Genomic DNA, 21,055 nt, shown 5'->3' with positions numbered 1-21,055 from the left:
ACCCAGGATCGCGAGAGTGGAAACCGCGCGTGCACCTCGTCGCCGGAGCCGCACAGCCGCCATCACTTCACCTCCACTAGTCGACACATCACGCTTCACGGATTTCGGGTCCCGGAGGGTTCAAGCCATCGAAAATTGATTAATCGGATTTGTTCTGAACCTGGATCTTCACCCGTTCGGGTGATGCTCCGGAAAGCCCCAGGAATGCGAAGGGCCGGCCGCATTCGACGCGGCCGGCCCTTTCCGTTATCACCTAATCGCGATCAGTAGTCGTAGTCGCTCGACGACGCACCCGAGGCGCTCGGCGCCGGCGCGGCACCGCCCTTGCCCTCTTCCTTCTTGGGCACCGGCACCGCCTTCGGGGTGCCCTCGGGGAGGCAGTTCAGGTTCTTCTTGCCGTCGGGCTGGACGTTGAACCAGGTGCCGCCGACCTTCTGGCCCTTCCACTGACCCGGCTTCTCGTCGCCGATGTAGCGGTACAGCGGCCAGCCGTCCAGCGTCAGCTGCCGGGTGCCGTCCGACCGGAGCACGGTGCCGACCAGCTCCTCGTCGATGCCCTCCAGCTCCGGCTCGCCGTCGGTCAGCGCGGGCGGCCAGACCAGCGCGCAGTCGCCGTTGCAGTTCGAGATGGCCGGCTTGTTGCTGTCCTTGTCGAAGCGGTAGAGCAGGAAGCCCTCCTCGTCCGCGACCACGTCACCCATCTGGTCCGGGGACTGCTTGATGAGCTTCTCGGTCAGCTGCTCGGGGGCGAGCTCGACCTCTTCCTCCTGCTCCTCCTCCGGCGCCTCGGACGCCTCGGGGTCGGCGCTGGCCTCAGGGTCCGCGGACTCGCTCACGGAGTTCGCCGCGGGGACCTGGTTCCCCTCTCCAGCGGTGTCGTAGCTGACCGGGGCGCAGCCCGACGCCAGCATCAGCGCCGCGGCGAGCGCACCCATGGTGCCGGTCATGGCGAGAAGGGTTCGCTTCTGGGTAACCACGTTGATCTCCCTGAGGGTTCGTCCGCTTTTCCGTTCTGCCGGTGAATACGCACCTCACCTCGAAGTGGATCGGGAATCGGCGGTGGACAATTTCACACCGGGCCGTTGAACCAAAAAGAGCCGGGGCCCGTGAAGTACGGGCCCCGGCTCATAAAGCGTTGGTACGGATCAGTTCGGCGCGGTCACCATCGTGGTGCTCTTGTCGTCGGCCGAGACGGCGCGCACGGATGCGAACGCGATGTCGGACCGGCTGAGCGCGGTTTGCGCGGACAGCTCCAGCGGGTTCGGGTTCTCGGTGGTGCCGTAGCCGGCGGCCGGAACCTTCCAGCTGGTGACGATCTCCTCCGCGCCGTTCGTCGTGACCAGCACCAGCCGGCACTCCTCCACGTCCTTGATGTTGCGGACGATGAAGTTGACCTGCGTGCCCCAGTCCTTCTCCCGGAAGTCGACCAGGAGCTGGACGCCGGTGCGCGGGTCGGTCGCCTGGAACTGGTCGCCGCCGTTCGGGCCACCGATGCCGGGACCGTCCGGGTCCGGCGGAAGCTCGCCGACCTGCGACGGCAGCGCCTCCGGGGTGCCGCCCGGGTCGCCGCCGAACATCTGCCCGCCGGCGAACAGCGACAGCGTGGTGACCACGGCCAGGATCACCACCGCGGCCGCGCTGGCGACGAGCTGGCGGCGGCGCGCCCGGCGGCGCTCCTTGCCGACCGTGCCCATCATCCGCTGCAGCACCCGGCCCTCGCGGTGCGTCTGCTCCGCGGCCACGTAGCTCGGCGGATCCACCCGGCTGAGCACGTCGACGACCGGCATCAGGGACTCCAGCTCGGCCGCGCACTCGTCGCAGTCGATCAGGTGTTCCTCGAAACGCGCCGTCTCGTACTCGTCGAGCGCGCCGATCGCGTACGACCCCACGTCCGTGTGGGGCGACGCCCCCTCCGGGGCCGACGTCGAGAATCGGTCGTTCACCCCGTCACCCCCCGCTCCTGAAGCGCCGACCGCAGGGCCCGCAGCGCGTAGTAGACGCGCGATTTCGCGGTGCCGAGCGGCAGCCCGAGCGCAGATGCGGCCTCCTGCACCGTGCGCCCCTTGAAGTAAGTCTCCACCAGAATCTCCCGATGCGCCGTGGTGAGCGTGCGCAACGCGTCGGAGACGGTCATCTCCTGCAACAGCCGATCGGTCTCGTCGGATGTCGTGGGGAACGTCTCCAGCTCGCGGTCGTAGGTCTCGGTCGGGCGGGCCTTCTCGCTCCGGTGATCGTCGATGGCGATCCGCCGGGCGACCGTGACCAGCCACGGCCGTAGCGAAGTCTGTCCCTGCGCACCCAGCCGGTGCGCGTTCCGCCAGGCCCGCAGCAGCGTCTCCTGCACGATGTCCTCGGCGCGCTGCCGGTCACCACCGGTCAGTCGCAGCACGAACATCAGCAGCGGTCCGGCGTGCTCCTCGTAGAGCGTGCGCACGAGTGCGTCCTCGCTCTTGGCGGAGCCGGTCGGGCCGAAGCCTCCGGTGCCCTCGCCGCCGTCGCCGCCTCCACCGCGTCGCCCTCTTCCGCGAGGGTCGACCGGTCCGGTGGGGCTGCCGGGGATGCGAGGGGAAGGTGCTGGGTTCATGGCAGGGCGCGAGAAGTCAGGAGTTGCCTCGTGCGCGGCAGGCCTGGCCTCGTGCCGGGGAGCCGGTCGTGGCGTCACCGGCCCATCATTGCGGTTGATCGAGCTGTCGTCGAGCGCCAGCCACCGGTTTGTTGATCGCGGCTGCCCAGGGGCACACAGTGTGTCCGTTCCACGACCACCGCTGGCTACCTGATGCATCGCCACCTCCTCATCCGGTTACGGTCGCTGCTCGACTCGATCGCCAGTAGGTACGCGGAGGCAGCGCCCGTTGGATCAATCCGACGAGGAGAAATCCGTGAATCTGTGTGGCCTCGGTCACCCGGCAGAGTGACCGGTCCGATTTGCGCGAATAATCCTCGCTGCTGTGTATCGGCTCACATTTCAGATTTTGGGACGACTTAAGACCCAAGGCCCGGCGCCGGTACGGGAGTCCGCCGCACCATCCGGCACCACCACTCCGGCGAAGCCCGCGCCATTCATGAGAATCGGCCGGTACGCGATGTGGGCACACCACGTACCGGCCGATTAATCGTGCGCCGGCAATGTCCGGGACGACCACTGTCTTCGCAGCTCACTGGGCTGGTGAGCGGCGCGGTCGCGGCCGGCGCCCGATCCGGGAGCCTGCACTGCCAAAACGAATTCTGGCGTGTTTTCGCAGAGGAACGTCAAGTCGTCTAAGCACTCCTTAATCAATCGATAAGAATCGTTCGATCTGGGCGAGACCACTATTCATAAGGAATGCCCGGCGCTCAAGACGGCCGGGATGACCGTGACCGTTCCGTTATCCGGCGCGCGGCGTCCGGATCAGCAGCGACGCGTGCGCGTCCGTCTCGCCCACCGCCTGGTAGACGTGCGGGACGTCGGCCCGCCAGGACACGTGCTCGCCGGCCCCGGCCAGCAGCGGGGCGTCCGCCGGGCCGGTGCGCAGCGCGCCCGCGAACACGGTCAGGTGCTCCGTCACGCCCGCCTGGTGCGCCGGCGACGACTGGTGCGCGCCCGCGGCGACGCGCAGCCGGTAGAGCTCGAACACGGCGCCCGCCTCCTCGAACGTGTCCAGCAGCGTCGCGGTCACGGCCGCGCCGCTCACCCGCTGCTCCGGGTCGGCCGCCAGCACCGCGCCCAGCGGCACGCCGAGCTGCGCGGTCACCGCGTAGAGCGTCTCCAGCGTGGGATTGCGGGTGCCGGTCTCCAGTCCGGAGAGCGTCGCCTTGCCGATCCCGGCGCGGCGCGCCACCTCGGACAGCGACAGCCCGCGGGCCTCGCGCAGCTCGCGCAGGCGCCGGCCGATTCCCCCTGGCGTGGTCACCGTGACATGGTGCACGATGGCTCAGCGTTCCGTTTACGGAACGGCTTCGTCGTCATCGGGGGGGTCGCGGTGTCCAAGCTCGTGCAACCGGTCGTGGCCGGCGCGGTCACCGCCGTCGTCGGGTTCGCCAGCTCGTTCGCGATCGTGCTCGCCGGGCTGCGCGCGGTCGGCGCTTCCCCCGCGCAGGCCTCCTCCGGCCTGCTCGCCGGCTGCCTGGCCGTCGGCGCGGTCGCCGTTCTCCTGGGGGTACGCCACCGCCTGCCGATCGCGATCGCCTGGTCCACGCCCGGCGCCGCGCTGCTGGTCGCGACCGGCGTCCCCGAGGGCGGCTGGCCGGCCGCGACCGGCGCGTTCCTGGTGACCGGCCTGCTGATCGTGCTCGCCGGCCTGTTCGCGCCGCTCGGACGGTGGATCGCGGCGATCCCGCAGCCGGTCGCGGGCGCGATGCTCGCCGGCGTGCTGCTCGACCTGTGCCTGGCTCCGGTGCGCGCGGTCGCGGAGGTGCCGGCGCTGGCCGTACCCGTGATCGTGGTCTGGGCCCTGCTCTTCCGCTTCGCCCGGCTGTGGGCCGTGCCGGTCGCGCTGGTGGTCGCCGCGGCCGGCATCGCGCTGACCGCACCCGCCGGCGGCCTCGGCGCGGTGTCGCTGTGGCCCACGGTCGCGCTGACCGCGCCCGCGTTCACCCCGGCCGCGCTGATCTCGCTGGCCGTACCGCTGTTCCTGGTCACCATGGCCTCGCAGAACGTGCCCGGCATGGCGGTGCTGGCCGGATTCGGCTACCGGGCGCCGCTGCGGCCGGTGCTGCTGACCACCGGCGTCGCGACCGTGGTCGCCGCACCGGCCGGTGCGCACGCGGTGAACCTGGCCGCGATCAGCGCCGCGCTGGCCGCCGGCCCGGACGCGTCACCGGACCCCGGGCGGCGCTGGATCGCGTCGGTCAGCGCGGGCGGCTTCATGATCCTGCTCGGCCTCGGCGCCGGCCTGGCCACCGCGCTGGTCCTGCTCTCCCCACCGGTCCTGATCGAGGCGGTCGCCGGGCTGGCGCTGCTGTCCGCGCTGGCGTCCGCGCTGTCCTCCGCGGTCGCCGAGCCCTCCGGCCGGGAGGCCGCGGTGGTGACGTTCGTGGTCACCGCGTCCGGCGTGTCGTTCCTGGGCATCGGCTCCGCCTTCTGGGGCCTGATCGCCGGCACACTCCTCCTGCTCCTCCTCCGCACCCACCGCCGCTCCGCACCGGCACCGTCCGGCCCGGCTTCGACGGCACCGGCCACGGCCCGACCGGCCGACGCGGAGCCGGCCACGGCCCACCCGGCCACCGCGGAACCGGCCGTGGACCGGCCAGCCGGCGTGCAACCAGCCGCGGTCCGGCCCGCTGTTATTGAACCGGCCGCGGCCCAATCAGCCAACGCGGAACCGGACGCGGACCGGCCGGCCGGCATGGAACCAGCCGCCGCTCAGCCAGCCAACCCGGAACCGGCCGTGGACCGGCCGGCCGGCATGGAACCAGCCGCCGCCCAGCCAGCCAACCCGGAACCGGCCGCGGACCGGCCAGCCAACGGGGAACCGGCCGCGCACCGACCGATCGACGGGGAACCAACCGCCAATCGGCTCGCCGACGTGCGACCGGCCGCGGGCCGGCCAGCCGGCGGGGAACCGGGCACGGTTCGACCGGACGGCGGGGATGAAGCGGCCGGGGAGGAAACGGTTGTGCGGGATTCGGCGAAAGCGGCGCCCGCCGGTCGGGAGGCGGATGTAATCGGACAATAGGAGACTCGTCCCGCCGGGGCGGGCCGGCGTGCGGGAGGGGTGGCGGTGTCAGCGAACCGGCGACGGCCACGCGGTCTGCACCGGAACCCGTTCACACCGCGGGACGGCTTCCTCGCCTGGGCGAACAGCCCGCCGGTCACCGGTGCGCTGTGCGTGCTGGCCGCGCTGCTCTGCCTGACCGCCGCGGTCACCGCCCATCGGCACGCGACCGCGCTGCGGGAACGCGGCATCCAGGCACGGGCGGAGGTGCTGCGCGCGGGCGACGACCGCAACGCGCTGCTCCGGTTCACCACCGCGGGCGGGCAGCAGATCACCACGGAGGTGGGCACGCTGGACTGGAACCCCGCACCGGTCACCGGCGGCACCGCGAAGGTCATCTACGACCCGGCGAACCCCGCGGCCAGCGTCACGGACGCCGGGGCCGCACCGGATCCACTGATCACCTGGCTCCTCGTCGGCCTCGCCGGCCTCTTCGGCCTTCTCGCGCCGCTCTCCTTCACCGGCCGCATCCGCTGGCGCACCTGACCGGCCCGCGCAGACCGCTCATGATCGACGCCGGTGGGCACCGCGACCTTCAGTCGCATGTCGCATGTCGCACGTCGCCTTGACCCGACCCGGCCTGGCAGCTTTATGGTGAAATTTCGGGCACGGGGTGCCCGAGCCCACCGATCTGCCTTGCGACCGGCCGCCACCCACCGACAGCCCGCCCAGCGACAGTGCACCCGCGACAGCGCACCCAGCAGTTGGCCGGCCCACCGAGCGACAGCCCGCCCAGCGACAGCGGCCACCCAACAGACACCCATCCCAGCGACAGCCCGCCCAGCGGTAGCCGGCCCAGCAGCAGTCGACCACTCAGGAACAGCACGCCCCAGACGACAGCCGCCACCCGCCGCATCCCCCACCACGCAGCCGCATCCCACCACGCAGCAGCACTCAAGCGCGCAGCGGCATCCGCCCCAGCGTCACTCGCGGCCGCACCCAGACACGCGGCGGCACCCTCACACACGGCCGCACCCAGCCACGCGGCCACACCCAGCCACGCGGCCGCACCCGATCGCGCGGCCGCACCCGGGCATGCGGCCGCACCCGGGCACGCGGTCGCACCGGGACACGCGGCCGTACCGGGAGGGACTGTGCCACGAGGGGTGTTTCCGGCCCGACACGCCGGGCTGAAGTCCTGGCGGGATGGGCACCGTGAGTGATGACATCGAACGTTGTGAGTCCACGGAAGAAGATCGAGGGTGACGGGCGGCAGCTGTCGCCGGAGCAGGCCGCTGCGGCGGCGATGGTGGCCGAGGCGAAGGCGCGCGGGCTGGAACTGACCGGTCCGAACGGCTTGTTGAAGCTGTTCACCAAGAATGTCCTCGAGACCGCGTTGAACGAGGAGATGACTGAACACCTCGGTCATGCGAAGAACCAGGCATCGCCGGAGCGTGAGTCGACAAATGTGCGCAACGGCAGCCGCGGCAAGACGGTGATCTCGGATGCGGCCGGTGAGGTGCGTATCGACGTGCCGCGAGATCGGGAAGGGACGTTCGAGCCGCAGATCGTGAAGAAACGGCAACGGCGCCTGACCGAGGTCGACGAGATCGTGTTGTCGTTGTATGCGAAGGGAATGACGACCGGGGAGATCTCCGCGCATTTTGCGGAGATCTACGGTGCGTCGGTGTCGAAAGAGACGATCTCGCGGATCACCGATAAAGTCGTGGCGGAGATGACGGAATGGTCGACCCGGCCACTCGATGCCGTTTACGTGGCCGTGTTCATCGACGCCATCGTCGTCAAGGTCCGTGACGGCCAGGTCGCCAACCGGCCGGTCTACGCGGCCATCGGGGTCACCGTGGACGGCCACAAAGACGTCCTGGGGTTGTGGTCCGGCTCCGGTGGCGAGGGCGCCAAGTTCTGGATGAGTGTCCTGGTGGATCTGAAGAACCGTGGCGTGCGGGATGTGTTCTTCGTCGTCTGCGACGGGCTGAAAGGGCTGCCGGACACCGTCGAGGCGGTGTGGCCGCAAGCGATCGTCCAGACCTGCATCATTCATCTGATCCGGAACACTTTTCGTCTGACCTCCCGGGCGGATGCCGACGCGATCAAACGCGACATCAAACCGATTTACACGGCGGTCAACGCCGACGCCGCGCTCGCCGCTCTGGACGACCTCGAGGAGAAATGGGGGAGTAAATACCGGGCGATGATCCGGTTGTGGCGTAACGCGTGGGATGAGTTCATCCCGTTCCTCGATTACGACGTCGAGATCAGGAAGGTGATCTGTTCGACGAACGCGATCGAATCATTGAACGCCCGCTACCGTCGTGCTGTTCGCGCACGCGGGCATTTCCCCAGCGAGCAGGCCGCGTTGAAATGCCTGTATCTTGTGACCCGCAGCCTGGACCCGACCGGGGCCGGCCGCGCACGATGGACGATCCGCTGGAAGCCCGTGCTGAACGCCTTCGCCATCACCTTCGGTGACCGCTGGCCGGCCGCCGAAACCTACTGACCGAAGAGCCGGAAACACCGATCTTGGTACGGACCCTACCGGGACACGCGGTCGGTACTTGATCGCCCAGCGGCACCGGGTCGGTGGGCGGGTGGGCGCGACGGGCGGCGGTGTCGCGAGTTGACGGCCGGGTTCGGGGCGGGGCGGGAGACTCTTTCCGGGTGACCGGTGGCGGGGAGCAACGGGCGGGGTCGTGGTGACCACGGCGGGACCGGCAGGGAGGAGCGCCAGCGACGACCGGTGCCCGCGGGAGCATGCGGGAGCCGGCCCGCCGGAAGCGGGCAGAAAAGATCTGGCCGGGAAGTCTCGTCGTCGATGAGCGGCGGCAGTCTGCGACGAGAGCGGACGGAACGGGCGTTTGTGGTCGGTCCAGGACACGATGGCCGCGGCCGTGCACGCCGGTTCCGCGCATGCGGCGATCTGTGCCGACGTGTCCCTTTAACTGTGTGTGATCAGGGTGTATGCATAGGCTCATGGATCTTCCGCTGCTGCCGCCGGTCAAGCCGATGCTCGCCAAGCCGATAGGCGAGATCCCGGCCGGGCAGCTCTACGAACCGAAGTGGGACGGGTTCCGGTCGATCATCTTCCGGGACGGCGCGGAGGTGGAGATCGGCAGCCGCAACGAGAAGCCGATGACGCGGTACTTCCCGGAGGTGGTCGAGGCGGTGCTGGCGAACTTCCCGGAGCGGGCGGTGATCGACGGCGAGATAATCGTCGCGGACACCGAGCGGAACACGCTCGACTTCGAGGCGCTGCAGCAGCGGATCCATCCCGCGGCCAGCCGGGTGACGTTGCTGTCCACCGGGACGCCGGCCAGCTTCGTCGCGTTCGACCTGCTGGCGCTCGGCGACGAGGACCTGACCGAGGTGCCGTTCGCGGAGCGTCGGCGGCGGCTGGAGGAGGCGCTGGCGCACGCCGGGGCGCCGGTCCACGTCACGCCGATAACGGACGATCTGGAGACCGCGCGGCGCTGGTTCGCCGAGTTCGAGGGTGCGGGGCTGGACGGGCTGATCGCCAAGGGCCCGGAGCTGACCTACCAGCCGGACAAGCGGGTGATGACGAAGATCAAGCACAAGCGGACCGCGGACTGCGTGGTGGCCGGGTACCGGGTGCACAAGTCGGGGCCGGACCGGATCGGGTCGCTGCTGCTCGGGCTGCACGACGAGCGGGGCACGCTGGTGTCGGTCGGCGTGATCGGCTCGTTCCCGATGGCCCGCCGCCAGGAGCTGTTCCACGAGCTGCAGCCGCTGGTCACCACGTTCGAGGATCATCCGTGGAACTGGGCCGCGCACGAGCAGGGCGAGCGCACGCCGCGGCGCAACGAGCAGAGCCGGTGGAACGCGGGCAAGGACCTGTCGTTCACGCCGCTGCGGCCGGAACGGGTGGTCGAGGTCCGGTACGACTACATGGAGGGTGTGCGGTTCCGGCACACCGCCCAGTTCGAGCGGTGGCGCCCGGACCGCGACCCGTCGACGTGCACGTACGAGCAGCTGGAACGGCCGGTCCGCTTCCACCTGGCGGACGTGCTGGGCACCCACCCGCGGTGACCGTCACCGCCGAGCGCGGGAGGGGCCGCGCGGTCAACGGCCGCGCAGCGCGCGCAGCATGTCGCGGGTCGCGTCGGCGACCGGCCGCCAGACGTCGTCGCGGACGAACCGCCAGACCGGGGTGACGGTGTGCGACCAGATCCACGCCACGCCGCGCGCGACCGGCACCACGGTGTGCCGCCACAGCCAGGCGATTCCCCGGGCGACCGGGACCACCGAGTGGCGCCACGCCCAGTCCAGCGCGTCCGCCAGCACCCGCAGCACCCAGCCGGCCGGGCGGACGACCGCGCGCTCGACCAGCCACCGGAGCGCGTCGAACGTCCATTCGATGCCGCGCAGCACCGCGACCGCGGCCGGCCGTACGGCGCGGGCGAGCCAGCGCAGTGGCTCATAGACCAGCGTGACCGCGACCCAGCCGACCGGCACGATCACCAGATGGACGACCAGCCAGGTCAGCGGCACGCCGATCAGATTGATCCCGGTCCAGCGCAGCGGCGGCCAGAGCGCGTTGAGCCACACCCAGCGCAGCGGCCACCAGACCAGGTGCAGCCACACCCAGCGCAGCGGGAACCAGATCAGGTGGAGTGCCACCCAGCGCAGCGGCCACCAGATCAGGTGCAGCCAGACCCAGCGCGCCGGCAGCCACAGCAGGTAGACGCCGATCCAGCCGAGCGCCGCGCCGATCAGCCGGGCGGTGCGCGTCACCAGTTCCCAGACGAACCGGACCGGCACCACGAAGACCAGCGCGATCGCGCGCGCCGGGTAGCGGATCCAGGCGGGCACGTCGTCCTCGGGCGGGCGCGGGCTCATCCGGGCCCAGGCGGCCTCGCGTGCGGCGAAGAGGTCATCGGATTCCATTGCGGTTCGACGGTACGGATCCCCGTCAAGGCCGGCCGCGCGGCGTACCGGCGGGTGGTGGTGGTCGCCGGTCATGCGAGGAACACCGCGGCAACGATCATGGTGAGTGCGGAGGCGAGCGTGGACAGCATGACCACGTCCCGCGCGAGCGTCTCGGACTCCCGGTAGCGCAGCGCGAAGACGAACACGTTCTGCGCCGCGGGCAGCGCGGACGTCACCACGGCCGCGAACAGCGCGGCGTCGTCCAGGCCGAACAGGAACCGTCCGATCAGGTACGCCAGCGCCGGCTGGACGACCACCTTCAGCGACACCGCGAGGTAACGGTCGGGTGCCTCCGGACCCGGGTGCAGCGGCCGTGCGCCCGGCACCGACATGCCGAACGCCAGCAGCGCGCCCGGCACCGCCGCGGCACCGACCAGCTCGAACGGCTCCAGCAGCAGCGCCGGTGGGGTCCAGCCGGACGCCGCGACCGCGATGCCGGCCACGGACGCGATCATGATCGGGTTGCGGGCCGGCAACAGCGCGAGCGATCGCAGCGACGGCCGGCCCTGCCCGCTCGCCAGGTCCAGCACGGTCAGCGCGAACGGCGCCGCGAGCAGGACCTGGAACAGCAGCACCGGTACGACCAGGGAGACGTCGCCGAGCACGTACGCCGCGATCGGCAGGCCCAGGTTGGCCGCGTTCACATAGGACGCGCCGAGCGCGCCGATCGTGGTCCGGCCCGCGCCCCGCCGCCACACCAGCCGCGCGACCAGCGCGTGGATCAGCGCGACCAGGATCGTCGCGACCACGAAGACGAGCAGCGCACCGGTGACGATCCGGTCCAGGCTGGTGCGACTCAGCGTGACGAACAGCAGCGCCGGGGTGGCGACGAAGAAGACCAGCCGACCCAGCACCTCGGGCGCGGCCTCGCCGAGCACCCGGCCGCGCGCGAGCAGGTAACCCACCGTGGCGATCACCCAGATCGCGGCGAATCCGCTGAGTACCCCGCCCATTCCTAAGATCATCCCTGGTGACGGCCGTCACGGCAGTCCCGGGACCGCACGACCGGCTAACCTCGAGGCGACCAAACCGCCCCGACGAGAGGGATGCCGTCCGTGCGTCGCACACCTCACCGCGCGCTGGCCGCGCTGGCCGCCACGATGCTGGCGGTGTCCGGCTGCTCGCTGCCGGTCTTCGCACCGGGCGGGGACAACAGCGCGCGCGAGCAGCAGCCCGGGGGCGGCGGCGCACCGAACCTGTCCTGGCGCAACTGCGCCGAGATCCCGCAGCAGCTGTACGGGCAGAAGGCGCCGCGCATGCGGTACGAGTGCGCCACGATCCCGGTACCCAAGGACTGGAACGACGCGTCGAACGGGCAGACGTTCGAGCTCGCGCTGATGCGGGTGCGGTCCACCCAGCAGAAGGACCGGATCGGCTCGCTGCTGATCAACCCGGGCGGCCCGGGCGGCTCCGGCATCGACACCGCGGCGTACCTGTCGTTCGGCCCGCAGGTGCAGGGGCTGCCGACCGAGATCCTGGAACGGTTCGACGTGATCGGCTTCGACCCGCGCGGCGTCTCCCGGTCCTCGCCGGTCAAGTGCATCTCGGACGCGGACCTGGACGCCAGCTACGGCTCCGAGCCCGACCCGGAGACACAGGCCGAGTTCGACGAGATCGTCGCGCTGAACCAGCGGATCGGCGCGGAGTGCGGCACGAAGTACGGCGCGGACCTGCCGCTCTTCTCCACCGAGCAGGCCGCGCGGGACATCGACGCGATCCGGGCCGCGGTCGGCGACGAGAAGCTGACCTACCTGGGCTACTCGTACGGCACGCTGCTCGGCGCCACGTACGCCCAGCTGTTCCCGCAGAACATCCGCGCGATGGTGCTGGACGGCGCGGTCGACCCGCAGCAGGGCATGGTGGCCGGCTCGGAATCGCAGGCCAAGGGCTTCGAGCGCGCGTTCGACAACTTCGCCGCCTGGTGCCGGGCCACCGCCGCGCAGTGCCCGGTCGCGCCGGACGCCCGCGCCACGCTGAACGAGCTGCTGGACAAGGCCCGGGCGACCCCGCTGCGCGGCGCGGACGGCCGGGAGGCGACGGCCGGCTGGATCTTCTACTCGGCCGTGGCCGCGCTCTACACCGAGCTGTACTGGCCCGAGCTCGGCAAGGCGCTCGGCGCACTGCGCGACGGCGACCCGGACCCGATGTTCGAGCTGGCGGACACGTACACCAGCCGCACCGACCAGGGTGAGTACGACAACCAGGCCGACGCGCTGCTGGCCGTGAACTGCGCGGACAGCGAGGAGCAGGTCACCCCGGAACAGGTGCGCACGCTGCAGCAGGAGTGGGAGAAGAAGTACCCGCTGTTCGGGCCGGCGCTGGCGATGGGCATGCTGGGCTGCGCGTTCTGGCCGGGCGCACGCGACCCGTACCCGACCGGGCCCGCGCGGGGCGCACCGCCGATCGTGGTGGTCGGCACGGTCGGCGACCCGGCCACGCCGTACGAGCAGACCGCGGTGCTGGCCGGCATGCTCGGCACCGGGCAGGTGCTGACCTGGGAGGGCGAGGGCCACACGGCGTACCCGAACACGCGCTGCATCACGCAGGCCGTCGACGGGTACCTCATCGACCTGACGGTTCCGGCGAAGGATCTGCGCTGTCCGGCCGGTTGAGCCGGGCCTCGAGCAGCGCCCGTACCACGCGCAGATTCTGCTTGATCTCTTCCTGCTCCTCGTGCCGGAACGCGTCCGCGTCGACGATCAGCCTGCTGGCGAAGTGTGCGGTGATCAGCGGGATGACGAGCAGCACCATGATCGAGATGAGCAGCGCGGCCATGGCCCGGGCCTGCCACGACTCGGGCGAGATGTCGCCGTACCCGACCGTGGACGCGGTGACCACCGCCCACCAGATCGAGTCGCCGACGCTCGCCCGCTCGAAGTGGCTGTAGAGCGTGCCGCAGATGACGATCAGCCCGAGGTAGGAGCCCATCAGCGTGCGCGGCGAGTTCGCGAGATAGACGAGCCCGCGGTACACCAGCCGGAACGGCGCCAGCAACAACGTCAGCATCCGATCATCCTGACGCCGCCGGGTGGGTGCGCGGGTCAGCTTTCCCGGCGCCGAACCCGGTACGCCCGGGTCTTGCTGCGGTTACCGCACACGCCCATCGAGCACCATCGCCGTGACGAGTTCTTCGACCAGTCGTAGAACGCCTCGCGGCAGGTCTCCGCGTCACAGATCTTCAGGCGCCGCCACACACCGTCCCGCTCGGCCAGGAGCAACTCCGCCAGCAGCGCGCCGAGCAGCGACTCCACGCCGGACGCACCGGCGGCCTCCAGCCGGACACCGCCCAGATCAAGAGCGACGCGCACGGGTACGCCACGGGCGTGCGCGTTCAGCCTCGCCCGCGCACCGGCCTGCTCCCCCGTCCGCACGTCACCGCCGGGCTGGGTGGCGGGCGCGGCGCCGTCGCGCTGGGCGGCGGGCGCGGCGCCGTCGTGGTGGGCGGCGGGCTGGGAAGCCTTGCCGTCGCCGGGCTGGGTGGCGGCCTCGTGTCGGCTGGCGGCCTCCGCGTGTCGGGTGGCGGTCTCGCGGTGGGGGGTGGTGGCGGGCTGGTCGTGGTGGGCCGCGATCTCGTCGCGGAGCGCGGCGCGGAAGTCACGCACGTGGGCCAGTTCCGCGTCGCCGGCCGGGCCGTCGTGGCCGTGTGCGGCCAGCCATCGGCGCAGGCCGTCGACGTCGGCCAGCTCGTCCGTGCCCGCCTCCACGTCGACCGTGTTGGCGAACGCGGCGACCAGCGCCAACCCGTCCGGGATCTTCTCGCGCACCGGGGCCACCTCGCACCATCCTGAAACACCGGCAATTGCGTTTGACCGGTCACATGCACGGTACTACCGTCGGCTTGCAACCACCAAAACGCTTTAGCCGGTTGCCGTAGCCGAAGGAGCCGCCATGCACTCCACGCTCGCCGCACTCTGGATGAAGGCCCGCCAAGCCGAACTGCTGGCCGAGGCCCACCACACCCATCTCGCGACCACCGCCGCACGTCGCCCGCGCACCGGCTCCGACCACGCCGGCCTCCACGGCGACACCCCCGGTCACATCGGCGGCCGCGCGCTTCGCCACACCGCCGACCGCGCGCTTCGCCACACCGCCGGCCGCGCGCTTCGCCACACCGCCGGCCGCGCGCTTCGCCACACCGCCGGCCGCGCGCTTCGCCGCTCCACCGGCCGCGCCCTGATCCGCTTTGGCACCCTCGTCGCCGGTGACACCCCACGCCCGGCCCGACCCTGACGACGGAGCCGGGCACGACGACTCGCCCGCTCCACATCCGGAACGAATCGGTCACTTCACGACAGGCGCCGCAAGCCCTCCGGTTAACTGACCGCTCGCGCCCGCCGGCCGATGTCGCGGCGCGAACCATCCAGCCCATCGACCGGCCTCACGGCGCGAACCGTCCCACCCCCGCTGGCCGTGAGCACCGGCCCGTGATCACCGCCGCCGACCAGCCGGAGGGCGCTGAACCATCCCAGCCGGCAAATCGGAGCAGCGGCCGACGCCGGCCGGCGAGGCTGGCTGCGTGGGCCGGCGGTATTGATGTGCGCGGGCCCGCGGCATCGCGTAGCCAGCCGGAGTTGCGCGGGTCGGTGGCGCCGCGCAGCCAGCCGGAGTTGCGCGGGTCGGTGGCGTTGCGCGAATCCGGACGGGTTGCGTGGACCTGTCGGGTTGCGTGGGCCCGGCTCGCCAAGGCGGGGCGTCAGGCGTCGGCCGGGGCGGGCAGTCGGGCGGAGCGGCGCAGGGCGGCCAGGCCGACGGCGGCCTGAAGGGCGGCGACGGTCAGCACCGCGGCGAGCATGGCGCCGTCCGGGCGCATCGCGAGGTGCAGCATCACCATCACGCCGGCCACCACCAGCGCACCTCGCCAGGCACTCCGGTCGTGCGGACTGCGCCAGAGCCGGACGCTGCACGGCACGCAGACGAGCGCGAGCGCCACCAGGCCGAGAGCGATCAGCGGCGCGTGGGCCACGTGCGCTCCGGTCAGCGCGAGGTGCACCACTGCACCGGCCAGGCCGAGAAGCGCGGCCACCCGTGCAAGCGTCATCATGCCCTCCCCTACTCAACGCATCCCAAGTGCGAGGAATTGTATCCCAGAAATTTGTCTCTGGATCCTCTCGCTCGCCGGGCTGTGGCCAACGGCGGTGGCCGGCGGGACGGGTGGGGAGGTGTGGTCGTGCCGTTCTTCGGTGACCGGGCCGGGACCGGCTCCGATGCGGCGGCCGAGCGGCGGCGGAGGCCGCCGCGGGGTTTGCCCGCGGGAGCATGCCCGGAGTGGCCACGCCGGGAGCGGGAAGATGAAGCCCTTGGTTCTACGGTTTGCCGTCCTGCTGGGCGCTCCTGGCCCGGGACGGCTGGACGCGCATCGGCTCGCCGGGCATCTTCGGGTACTCCGGCGGGTAGGGGAGGTCGCCGCGGTCGTCGCGGGCGGCCCACTCCAGCAGCGGGGTGATGTCGAAGGCGGCGTCGTCGATGGTCGCGTGGGGGTCGCCGATCGCGGCGAAGCGGGGCGGGACGGTCCGGAGGTCGAAGTCGTCGGGTTCGACGTCGGGCAGCTCGGCCCAGGTGACCGGCGTCGAGACGGTGGCGCGGGCGTTGGCGCGGAGGCTGTAGGCGCAGGCGATGGTGCGGTCGCGGGCCATCTGGTTGTAGTCGAGGAAGACCCGCTCGCCGCGTTCCTCCTTCCACCAGTTCGTGGTGGCCAGGTCGGGGCGGCGGGACTCGACCTCGCGGGCGAACGCGATCGCGGCGCGCCGGACCTCGACGAACGACCAGCGCGGCTGGATGCGCACGTAGACGTGGACGCCGCGGCCGCCGGAGGTCTTCGGGTAACCGGTCGCGCCGAGCTCGGCGAGCACCTCGCGCACCGTGCCGGCCACCTCGACCGCGTCCGCGAAGTCGGTGCCGGGCTGCGGATCGAGGTCGATGCGCAGCTCGTCGGGCGCGTCCACGTGCGCGCCGCGGACCGGCCAGGGGTGGAACACGATCGTGCCCATCTGCGCGGCCCAGGCCACGTGGGCCAGGTCGGCGGGGCAGAGCTCGTCGGCGGGGCGGCCGCTCGGGAACGTGATCTTCGCGGTCTGGATCCACAACGGTACGCCGCGCGTGGGCACCCGCTTCTGGAAGAACGTCTCCCCGCCGATGCCGTCGGGGAAGCGCTGCAGCGTCGTCGGCCGGTCGCGCAACGCGCGCAGCATGCCGTCGCCGACCGCGAGGTAGTACTCGAAGACGTCCCGCTTGGTGAATCCGCGGTCCGGGAAGTAGACCTTGTCGGGGCTGGTCAGCCGCACGGCTCGGCCGGCGACCTCGATCTCCTCGGCTTTCGACGCCATGGTCGCGACCTTACGCCGTCCGGGGGTCGCGGAGGTGCCCCCGGACGGCAACAGCGGATCAGCTCTCGAAGCGGCGGCGGTGGCGGCCGGTGTAGAGCAGCGCGGCGCCACCGGCGGTGACCAGCGCGCCCGCGCCGACCAGGCCGGCGAGCGGCAGACCGGTGACCGGCAGTTCGCCCTGGCCCTCCTCACCCTGCACGCCGCCGGTCGGGACCGGGGCCTCGGGCGAGCCGTTGGAGACGCCGCCGCTCGGCGGGACCTCCTGCTGGCCGGCGGACGGCACGGAGCCGGTCGGCGTCGGCGTCGGCACCTCGGGCGTCTCCGGGGCCTCCGGCGTCTCCGGCACCTCCGGGGTGGCCGGCGGCGTCTCCGCACCCGGGCCGCCCGGCGACGGCGTGCCGTAGCCCGGCTTGCCGCGGTCCGGGCCCTCGTCGCCGTAGCCCGAGGTGGGCGCGACGCGCGGCGCGGCGCACTGTGCGGTGGCGTCGCCGAGGACACCGGCCGCGATGCCGCAGACGGTGATCGGCGCGTTGATCGGGAGGCCCACCTGGGCGCCGTTCGCGATGCCGTTGGTGTCGTCCGGTGCCGCGCTCGCCGGTTGGGCGGTCAGCGCGAGCGCCGCCGCGAACATGGTGAATCCGGCGGCCGGCAGCGTTGCCGCCGCGATGATGCGCCGCTTCATGCTCGTCACGCTGTGTTCTCCTCAAAGGGTGGTTGGTGAGGCTCATGTTGATTTTTACAGTTAAAGACCGTTTTGTTCCTGGATCTTACGCTCCCCCAGGGGCAAAGCGGACCAACACCCGCACTCCCCGCCTAACGGGGCAGGTGAGTCCGAGGACACTGGCGCTCGACCGGGCCGCAAGTACCGTTGAGGCATGACGATCGACAAGAGCGCCCTGCCCACCACCGAGGAGGAATGGCGGGTCCGCCTCAACCCGCAGGAGTTCCGGGTCCTGCGGCAGGCCGGCACCGAGGCGCCCTGGACCGGTGAGTACGTCAACACCAAGACCGAGGGCGTCTACCACTGCCGCGCCTGCGGTGCGGAGCTGTTCAGCAGCGACACCAAGTTCGACAGCCACTGCGGCTGGCCGTCCTTCGACGACGCGATCCCGGGCACGGTCGTGGAGATCGAGGACCGGTCGCTCGGCATGCTGCGCACCGAGATCCAGTGCGCGAACTGCGGCTCACACCTGGGTCACGTGTTCCGCGGCGAGGGCTTCACGGCGAAGAACACGCGCCACTGCGTCAACTCCATCTCGGTACGCCTGGAGCCGAAGGCCTAGAACGACATCACGGTGCCGGCCCGGCCGGCCGGCACCGCGGGTGAGAACAGGAACCCCTGGCCGAGGTCACAGCCGAGACCCAGCAGGGTCGCGCGCTGCTCCTCCGTCTCCACGCCCTCCGCGACCAGCCCGAGCCCGAGGTCCCGGCCGCGCCCGACGATCGCACGGACCAGGTCGTCCGCCTCCGCGTCCAGCCCCATCCGGGACACGCACGACCGGTCGATCTTCAGCGCGTCGACCGGCAACCGGGGCAGCGGCTCCAGCGACGACCAGCCGGAGCCGACGTCGTCCAGGTGCACCTCGACACCGATAGCGTGCATCCGGTCCAGCACCCCGACCGCGGCCTCCGGGTCCAGCATGAGCACGCTCTCGGTCACCTCGATCGCGAACCGCGCCGGGTCGACCCCGTGGTAGCGCAGGCAGGCGGCCACGTCCTCGTGCAGGTTCCGGTCCCAGAACTGGCCGGCGCCCACGTTGTACCGCAGCCCCACGCCGGCCGGTGCCTCCCCGGCCCGCCGCCACATCTCCACCTGCGTGGTGACCTGACTGATCGTGCGCAGCGCGATCGCGTCGAGCGCGCCACCCTCCTCCGCGATCCGCACCCACTCCGCCGCCTCCCACAGGCCACGCTCCGGGTGCCGCCAGCGCAGCAACGCCTCGAACGCGACCGTGTGCCGGCTCCGCAGATCCACGATCGGCTGGTAGTACAGGTCGAACCGGTGCGCGTGGAACCCGTCCCACAGCTCCCGCTCCACCCGCCGCCGGTCCGCGGCGCTCATCCGCGGGCAGAGCGTGAACGTGACCACCGTCCCCTTGCCGCGCGCCTTCCCGCTGAGCATCGCGGCGTCCGCGGCACGCAACAGCTCGGCCGCGTCCGGGTAGCCCTCGGCACCGGCACAGACGCCCACGGTCGCGCCGATGACCACGTCCTCCCGCACCCCGTCCAGCCGGTACGGCCGGGACACCGCCGCCTGCATCCGCCTCGCGATCCGCACCATCCGGCTCGGATGATCCACACCGTCCAGCAGCACCAGGAACTCGTCCCCACCGAACCGCGCCGCCACGTCCGCCTCGCGGAGCTCGTCCCGCAGCCGCGCGGCGACCCGCACCAACAGCTCGTCACCGGCATCATGACCGTGCACGTCGTTGACCCGCTTGAACCCATCAAGATCAAAGAACAGCACGCCGGGTACGCGGCCGCGAGCCATGGCGGTCCGCAACCGCTCCAGGAAGTACGCCCGATTCGGCAGGCCGGTCAGGTGGTCGTAGAACGCGGCCCGCTCCAACTCGCGTACCCGCTCCCGCAACTGCGTCACCAGCTCCACTTGCGCCCGCCCCTTCTGGTTGCTTCACTCCGTTCGGCCGGTGCCCACCGGGTCCGGCGACGCTGCAGGTGGACGGTGCTCCGTGAGTTCCGGCCACGCTGCGGATCCACGGTGCTCCGCGAGTTCCGGCCACGCTGCGGATCCACGGTGCTCCGAGAGTTCCGGCGACGCTGCAGGTCCACGGCGCTCCGAGAGTTCCGGCGACGCTGCAGGTCCACGGCGCTCCGCGAGTTCCGGCGACGCTGCGGGTCCACGGCGCTCCGAGAGTTCCGGTGGTGCCACCAGACCAGGGCGGCCCGTGAGTCCGGGCGGTGCGGCAGGTCGTGGCCCTCGGCGGGTCCGTCGCGCCTCGCCGATCCGCTGCGCCCCTGCATGGTCGGCGGTCCGGGCGCGCGAGCGGGGCGGCGGGGCGCGGCGCCGTGGTATGCGTCCCCGAAGGAGGGCGACAACACGCCAGGGGTGCGAGATCCCGACAACTTGCAGGCCTCCTCGGCGTCGGGCGGCCCTCGCGTGCGGCGGCACGGCCGCTCGCCCGACCGTGCCCTTTGACCGTCGCGAAGCACGCGCCGTTAGGTGTGGGAGTAACCCTAGCGGGGCGGAGGGTGATGCTGAGGACCGGCGAGTCCTATTCGGCGGCTGCGATCTCGATCGGGGCCATGGCGGGGTGCGCCCGTTATGCGGCTGGCCTCTGCCTTGTGCGCTTGCTGTTCAGGGCTGCCTCCGGCGGGTCTCGGGCTCCGGTGCATGGCGGGGCTCGCTGGGTGTGGGGTTCCGTGGGCCGGCTGTCTTCTCGTGGCGTCTGTGGGTCGCGTCTGTGGGCCGGGATGCTGCTGGCGCACGTCCGTGAGGACCACCACGATTGGCGTCCGCATGCAGTTTTGAGGCATCGCTTCTTTTGGACAATTCTATCGGGCTCGTGACGCGTCCTTTGATGGTATGTGCGCCAAGACGGGAAGGTGCCGTCTCGCGAATGGTGCACGATCGCGTGGGGGCCGGAAACAGTATTCGGGTCTGTGATGATCGCGAGCTTGTGGAAGGCTTCCCTTATGCGTCAGATGCAGTTGTTCACGTCGTCGGAAACAGCCGCGATGCGGGACCGGACCGCGTCACGGAACTACTCCGCCGAACGAGATCAATTCCGTCACGCACATCAACGACGTCGCTATTGGGGAAAGCGCCTCGGTCATATCGAGCGCCTACGCCGCGACCACGGCTACACCTATGTCGAGGCGGTGGCGGCCGTGGACAGCGCCGCAGGCCACCCGTCACTGGACCGCCACCGCAAGCGCACTGCACCGCGGGCACAACCGGGTGACCCCGCGCCTGCCGCACCGCAGGCGCCCACGGGTGAACGTGCGCCTGCTGCGCCGCGGGTACCTGCGGGCGACCCCGCGCCTGCCGCACCGCAGACATCTACGGGCGAACGTGCGCCTGCCGCGCTGCGGGCACTTGCGGGCGACCGTATAACTGCCGCACTGCAGACGCCTTCAGTTGGCCGCGCGTCTACCGCACCGCCGGGGCCTTTG

General features: G+C 71.4%; 19 protein-coding genes. 7 read left to right on the top strand and 12 right to left on the bottom strand.

Annotated elements, in window-relative coordinates; translation table 11 throughout:
- Positions 1-263: 263 nt before the first annotated feature.
- From J2S44_RS27000 to J2S44_RS26985, 4 genes are all read right to left on the bottom strand, one after another.
- Entirely contained in the window at positions 264-947 is a 684-nt protein-coding gene (locus J2S44_RS27000; RefSeq protein ID WP_310419637.1) for a hypothetical protein, read from the bottom strand.
- Between the two features lie 198 nt (positions 948-1,145).
- Positions 1,146-1,943 (bottom strand): hypothetical protein, encoded by a 798-nt coding sequence (locus J2S44_RS26995; protein ID WP_310419636.1) that lies wholly within the window; start codon positions 1,941-1,943, stop codon positions 1,146-1,148.
- Positions 1,940-2,560: a sigma-70 family RNA polymerase sigma factor gene (locus tag J2S44_RS26990; protein ID WP_374728020.1), complete on the bottom strand. Its 621-nt coding sequence runs from the start codon at positions 2,558-2,560 to the stop codon at positions 1,940-1,942. Before J2S44_RS26990 ends, J2S44_RS26995 begins: the two co-directional genes overlap by 4 nt.
- Before the next feature lie 805 nt (positions 2,561-3,365).
- Positions 3,366-3,890 (bottom strand): helix-turn-helix domain-containing protein, encoded by a 525-nt coding sequence (locus tag J2S44_RS26985; RefSeq protein ID WP_310419633.1) that lies wholly within the window; start codon positions 3,888-3,890, stop codon positions 3,366-3,368.
- Positions 3,891-3,959: 69 nt separating this feature from the next.
- Here J2S44_RS26985 and J2S44_RS26980 point away from each other — a divergent pair, with 69 nt between their 5' ends.
- From J2S44_RS26980 to J2S44_RS26965, 4 genes are all read left to right on the top strand, one after another.
- On the top strand, positions 3,960-5,654 hold the full coding sequence (locus tag J2S44_RS26980) for a benzoate/H(+) symporter BenE family transporter (RefSeq protein ID WP_310419630.1): 1,695 nt from the start codon (positions 3,960-3,962) through the stop codon (positions 5,652-5,654).
- A 45-nt stretch (positions 5,655-5,699) separates the two neighbouring features.
- Positions 5,700-6,179 (top strand): DUF3592 domain-containing protein, encoded by a 480-nt coding sequence (locus J2S44_RS26975; RefSeq protein WP_310419627.1) that lies wholly within the window; start codon positions 5,700-5,702, stop codon positions 6,177-6,179.
- A gap of 691 nt (positions 6,180-6,870) precedes the next feature.
- Complete coding sequence (locus tag J2S44_RS26970) at positions 6,871-8,151, top strand: IS256 family transposase (RefSeq protein ID WP_310407910.1); 1,281 nt, start codon at positions 6,871-6,873, stop codon at positions 8,149-8,151.
- A gap of 473 nt (positions 8,152-8,624) precedes the next feature.
- Positions 8,625-9,698 carry an ATP-dependent DNA ligase gene (locus J2S44_RS26965; RefSeq protein ID WP_310419625.1) on the top strand — a complete coding sequence of 358 codons (1,074 nt, stop codon included), beginning with the start codon at positions 8,625-8,627 and terminating at the stop codon, positions 9,696-9,698.
- Between the two features lie 33 nt (positions 9,699-9,731).
- Here the strand turns inward: J2S44_RS26965 and J2S44_RS26960 are convergent, their stop codons facing one another.
- Together J2S44_RS26960 and J2S44_RS26955 are read right to left on the bottom strand one after the other, a co-directional pair.
- The gene (locus tag J2S44_RS26960) at positions 9,732-10,556 is read right to left on the bottom strand and encodes a hypothetical protein (protein WP_310419622.1); all 825 of its coding nucleotides are present in this window, start codon (positions 10,554-10,556) and stop codon (positions 9,732-9,734) included.
- 71 nt (positions 10,557-10,627) lie between these two features.
- Complete coding sequence (locus tag J2S44_RS26955; RefSeq protein WP_310419619.1) at positions 10,628-11,551, bottom strand: AEC family transporter; 924 nt, start codon at positions 11,549-11,551, stop codon at positions 10,628-10,630.
- Between the two features lie 93 nt (positions 11,552-11,644).
- On the opposite strand from J2S44_RS26955, the gene J2S44_RS26950 reads away from it, so the two are divergent.
- Positions 11,645-13,210 (top strand): alpha/beta hydrolase, encoded by a 1,566-nt coding sequence (locus J2S44_RS26950; RefSeq protein ID WP_374727911.1) that lies wholly within the window; start codon positions 11,645-11,647, stop codon positions 13,208-13,210.
- Here J2S44_RS26950 and J2S44_RS26945 read toward each other — a convergent pair.
- Together J2S44_RS26945 and J2S44_RS26940 are read right to left on the bottom strand one after the other, a co-directional pair.
- A complete protein-coding gene (locus tag J2S44_RS26945; RefSeq protein WP_310419616.1) occupies positions 13,161-13,604 on the bottom strand; it encodes a potassium channel family protein in 444 nt (147 codons plus the stop codon). The genes J2S44_RS26950 and J2S44_RS26945 overlap by 50 nt on opposite strands.
- 35 nt (positions 13,605-13,639) lie before the next feature.
- Entirely contained in the window at positions 13,640-14,362 is a 723-nt protein-coding gene (locus J2S44_RS26940; RefSeq protein WP_310419613.1) for a CGNR zinc finger domain-containing protein, read from the bottom strand.
- 124 nt (positions 14,363-14,486) lie between these two features.
- On the opposite strand from J2S44_RS26940, the gene J2S44_RS26935 reads away from it, so the two are divergent.
- Positions 14,487-14,828 carry a hypothetical protein gene (locus J2S44_RS26935; protein WP_310419610.1) on the top strand — a complete coding sequence of 114 codons (342 nt, stop codon included), beginning with the start codon at positions 14,487-14,489 and terminating at the stop codon, positions 14,826-14,828.
- A gap of 463 nt (positions 14,829-15,291) precedes the next feature.
- Here J2S44_RS26935 and J2S44_RS26930 read toward each other — a convergent pair whose 3' ends face one another.
- The 3 genes from J2S44_RS26930 to J2S44_RS26920 form a co-directional block, all read right to left on the bottom strand.
- Complete coding sequence (locus J2S44_RS26930; RefSeq protein ID WP_310419607.1) at positions 15,292-15,639, bottom strand: hypothetical protein; 348 nt, start codon at positions 15,637-15,639, stop codon at positions 15,292-15,294.
- 262 nt (positions 15,640-15,901) lie between these two features.
- Positions 15,902-16,921 (bottom strand): non-homologous end-joining DNA ligase, encoded by a 1,020-nt coding sequence (gene ligD, locus J2S44_RS26925; protein ID WP_310419605.1) that lies wholly within the window; start codon positions 16,919-16,921, stop codon positions 15,902-15,904.
- Between the two features lie 58 nt (positions 16,922-16,979).
- Positions 16,980-17,612: a hypothetical protein gene (locus J2S44_RS26920; protein ID WP_310419602.1), complete on the bottom strand. Its 633-nt coding sequence runs from the start codon at positions 17,610-17,612 to the stop codon at positions 16,980-16,982.
- 184 nt (positions 17,613-17,796) lie between these two features.
- Here J2S44_RS26920 and msrB point away from each other — a divergent pair, with 184 nt between their 5' ends.
- On the top strand, positions 17,797-18,204 hold the full coding sequence (gene msrB / locus J2S44_RS26915; RefSeq protein ID WP_310419599.1) for a peptide-methionine (R)-S-oxide reductase MsrB: 408 nt from the start codon (positions 17,797-17,799) through the stop codon (positions 18,202-18,204).
- On the opposite strand, the gene J2S44_RS26910 is transcribed toward msrB, so the two are convergent.
- On the bottom strand, positions 18,201-19,529 hold the full coding sequence (locus J2S44_RS26910) for a putative bifunctional diguanylate cyclase/phosphodiesterase (RefSeq protein WP_310419596.1): 1,329 nt from the start codon (positions 19,527-19,529) through the stop codon (positions 18,201-18,203). The genes msrB and J2S44_RS26910 overlap by 4 nt on opposite strands.
- Between the last annotated feature and the right edge of the window lie 1,526 nt (positions 19,530-21,055).

This window comes from Catenuloplanes niger, assembly GCF_031458255.1.
Taxonomy (GTDB): Bacteria; Actinomycetota; Actinomycetes; order Mycobacteriales; family Micromonosporaceae; genus Catenuloplanes; species Catenuloplanes niger.
This window is presented reverse-complemented; position numbering and strand designations above follow the sequence as displayed.

Excerpts from the sequence above, each read along its gene's own strand:
- J2S44_RS27000 (WP_310419637.1), bottom strand. The coding sequence starts at position 947 with ATGACCGGCACCATGGGTGCGCTCGCCGCGGCGCTGATGCTGGCGTCG.
- J2S44_RS26965 (WP_310419625.1), top strand. The coding sequence starts at position 8,625 with ATGGATCTTCCGCTGCTGCCGCCGGTCAAGCCGATGCTCGCCAAGCCG.
- J2S44_RS26960 (WP_310419622.1), bottom strand. The coding sequence starts at position 10,556 with ATGGAATCCGATGACCTCTTCGCCGCACGCGAGGCCGCCTGGGCCCGG.
- J2S44_RS26955 (WP_310419619.1), bottom strand. The coding sequence starts at position 11,551 with ATGGGCGGGGTACTCAGCGGATTCGCCGCGATCTGGGTGATCGCCACG.
- J2S44_RS26950 (WP_374727911.1), top strand. The coding sequence starts at position 11,645 with ATGCCGTCCGTGCGTCGCACACCTCACCGCGCGCTGGCCGCGCTGGCC.
- J2S44_RS26945 (WP_310419616.1), bottom strand. The coding sequence starts at position 13,604 with ATGCTGACGTTGTTGCTGGCGCCGTTCCGGCTGGTGTACCGCGGGCTC.
- J2S44_RS26935 (WP_310419610.1), top strand. The coding sequence starts at position 14,487 with ATGCACTCCACGCTCGCCGCACTCTGGATGAAGGCCCGCCAAGCCGAA.
- J2S44_RS26930 (WP_310419607.1), bottom strand. The coding sequence starts at position 15,639 with ATGATGACGCTTGCACGGGTGGCCGCGCTTCTCGGCCTGGCCGGTGCA.
- ligD (WP_310419605.1), bottom strand. The coding sequence starts at position 16,921 with ATGGCGTCGAAAGCCGAGGAGATCGAGGTCGCCGGCCGAGCCGTGCGG.
- msrB (WP_310419599.1), top strand. The coding sequence starts at position 17,797 with ATGACGATCGACAAGAGCGCCCTGCCCACCACCGAGGAGGAATGGCGG.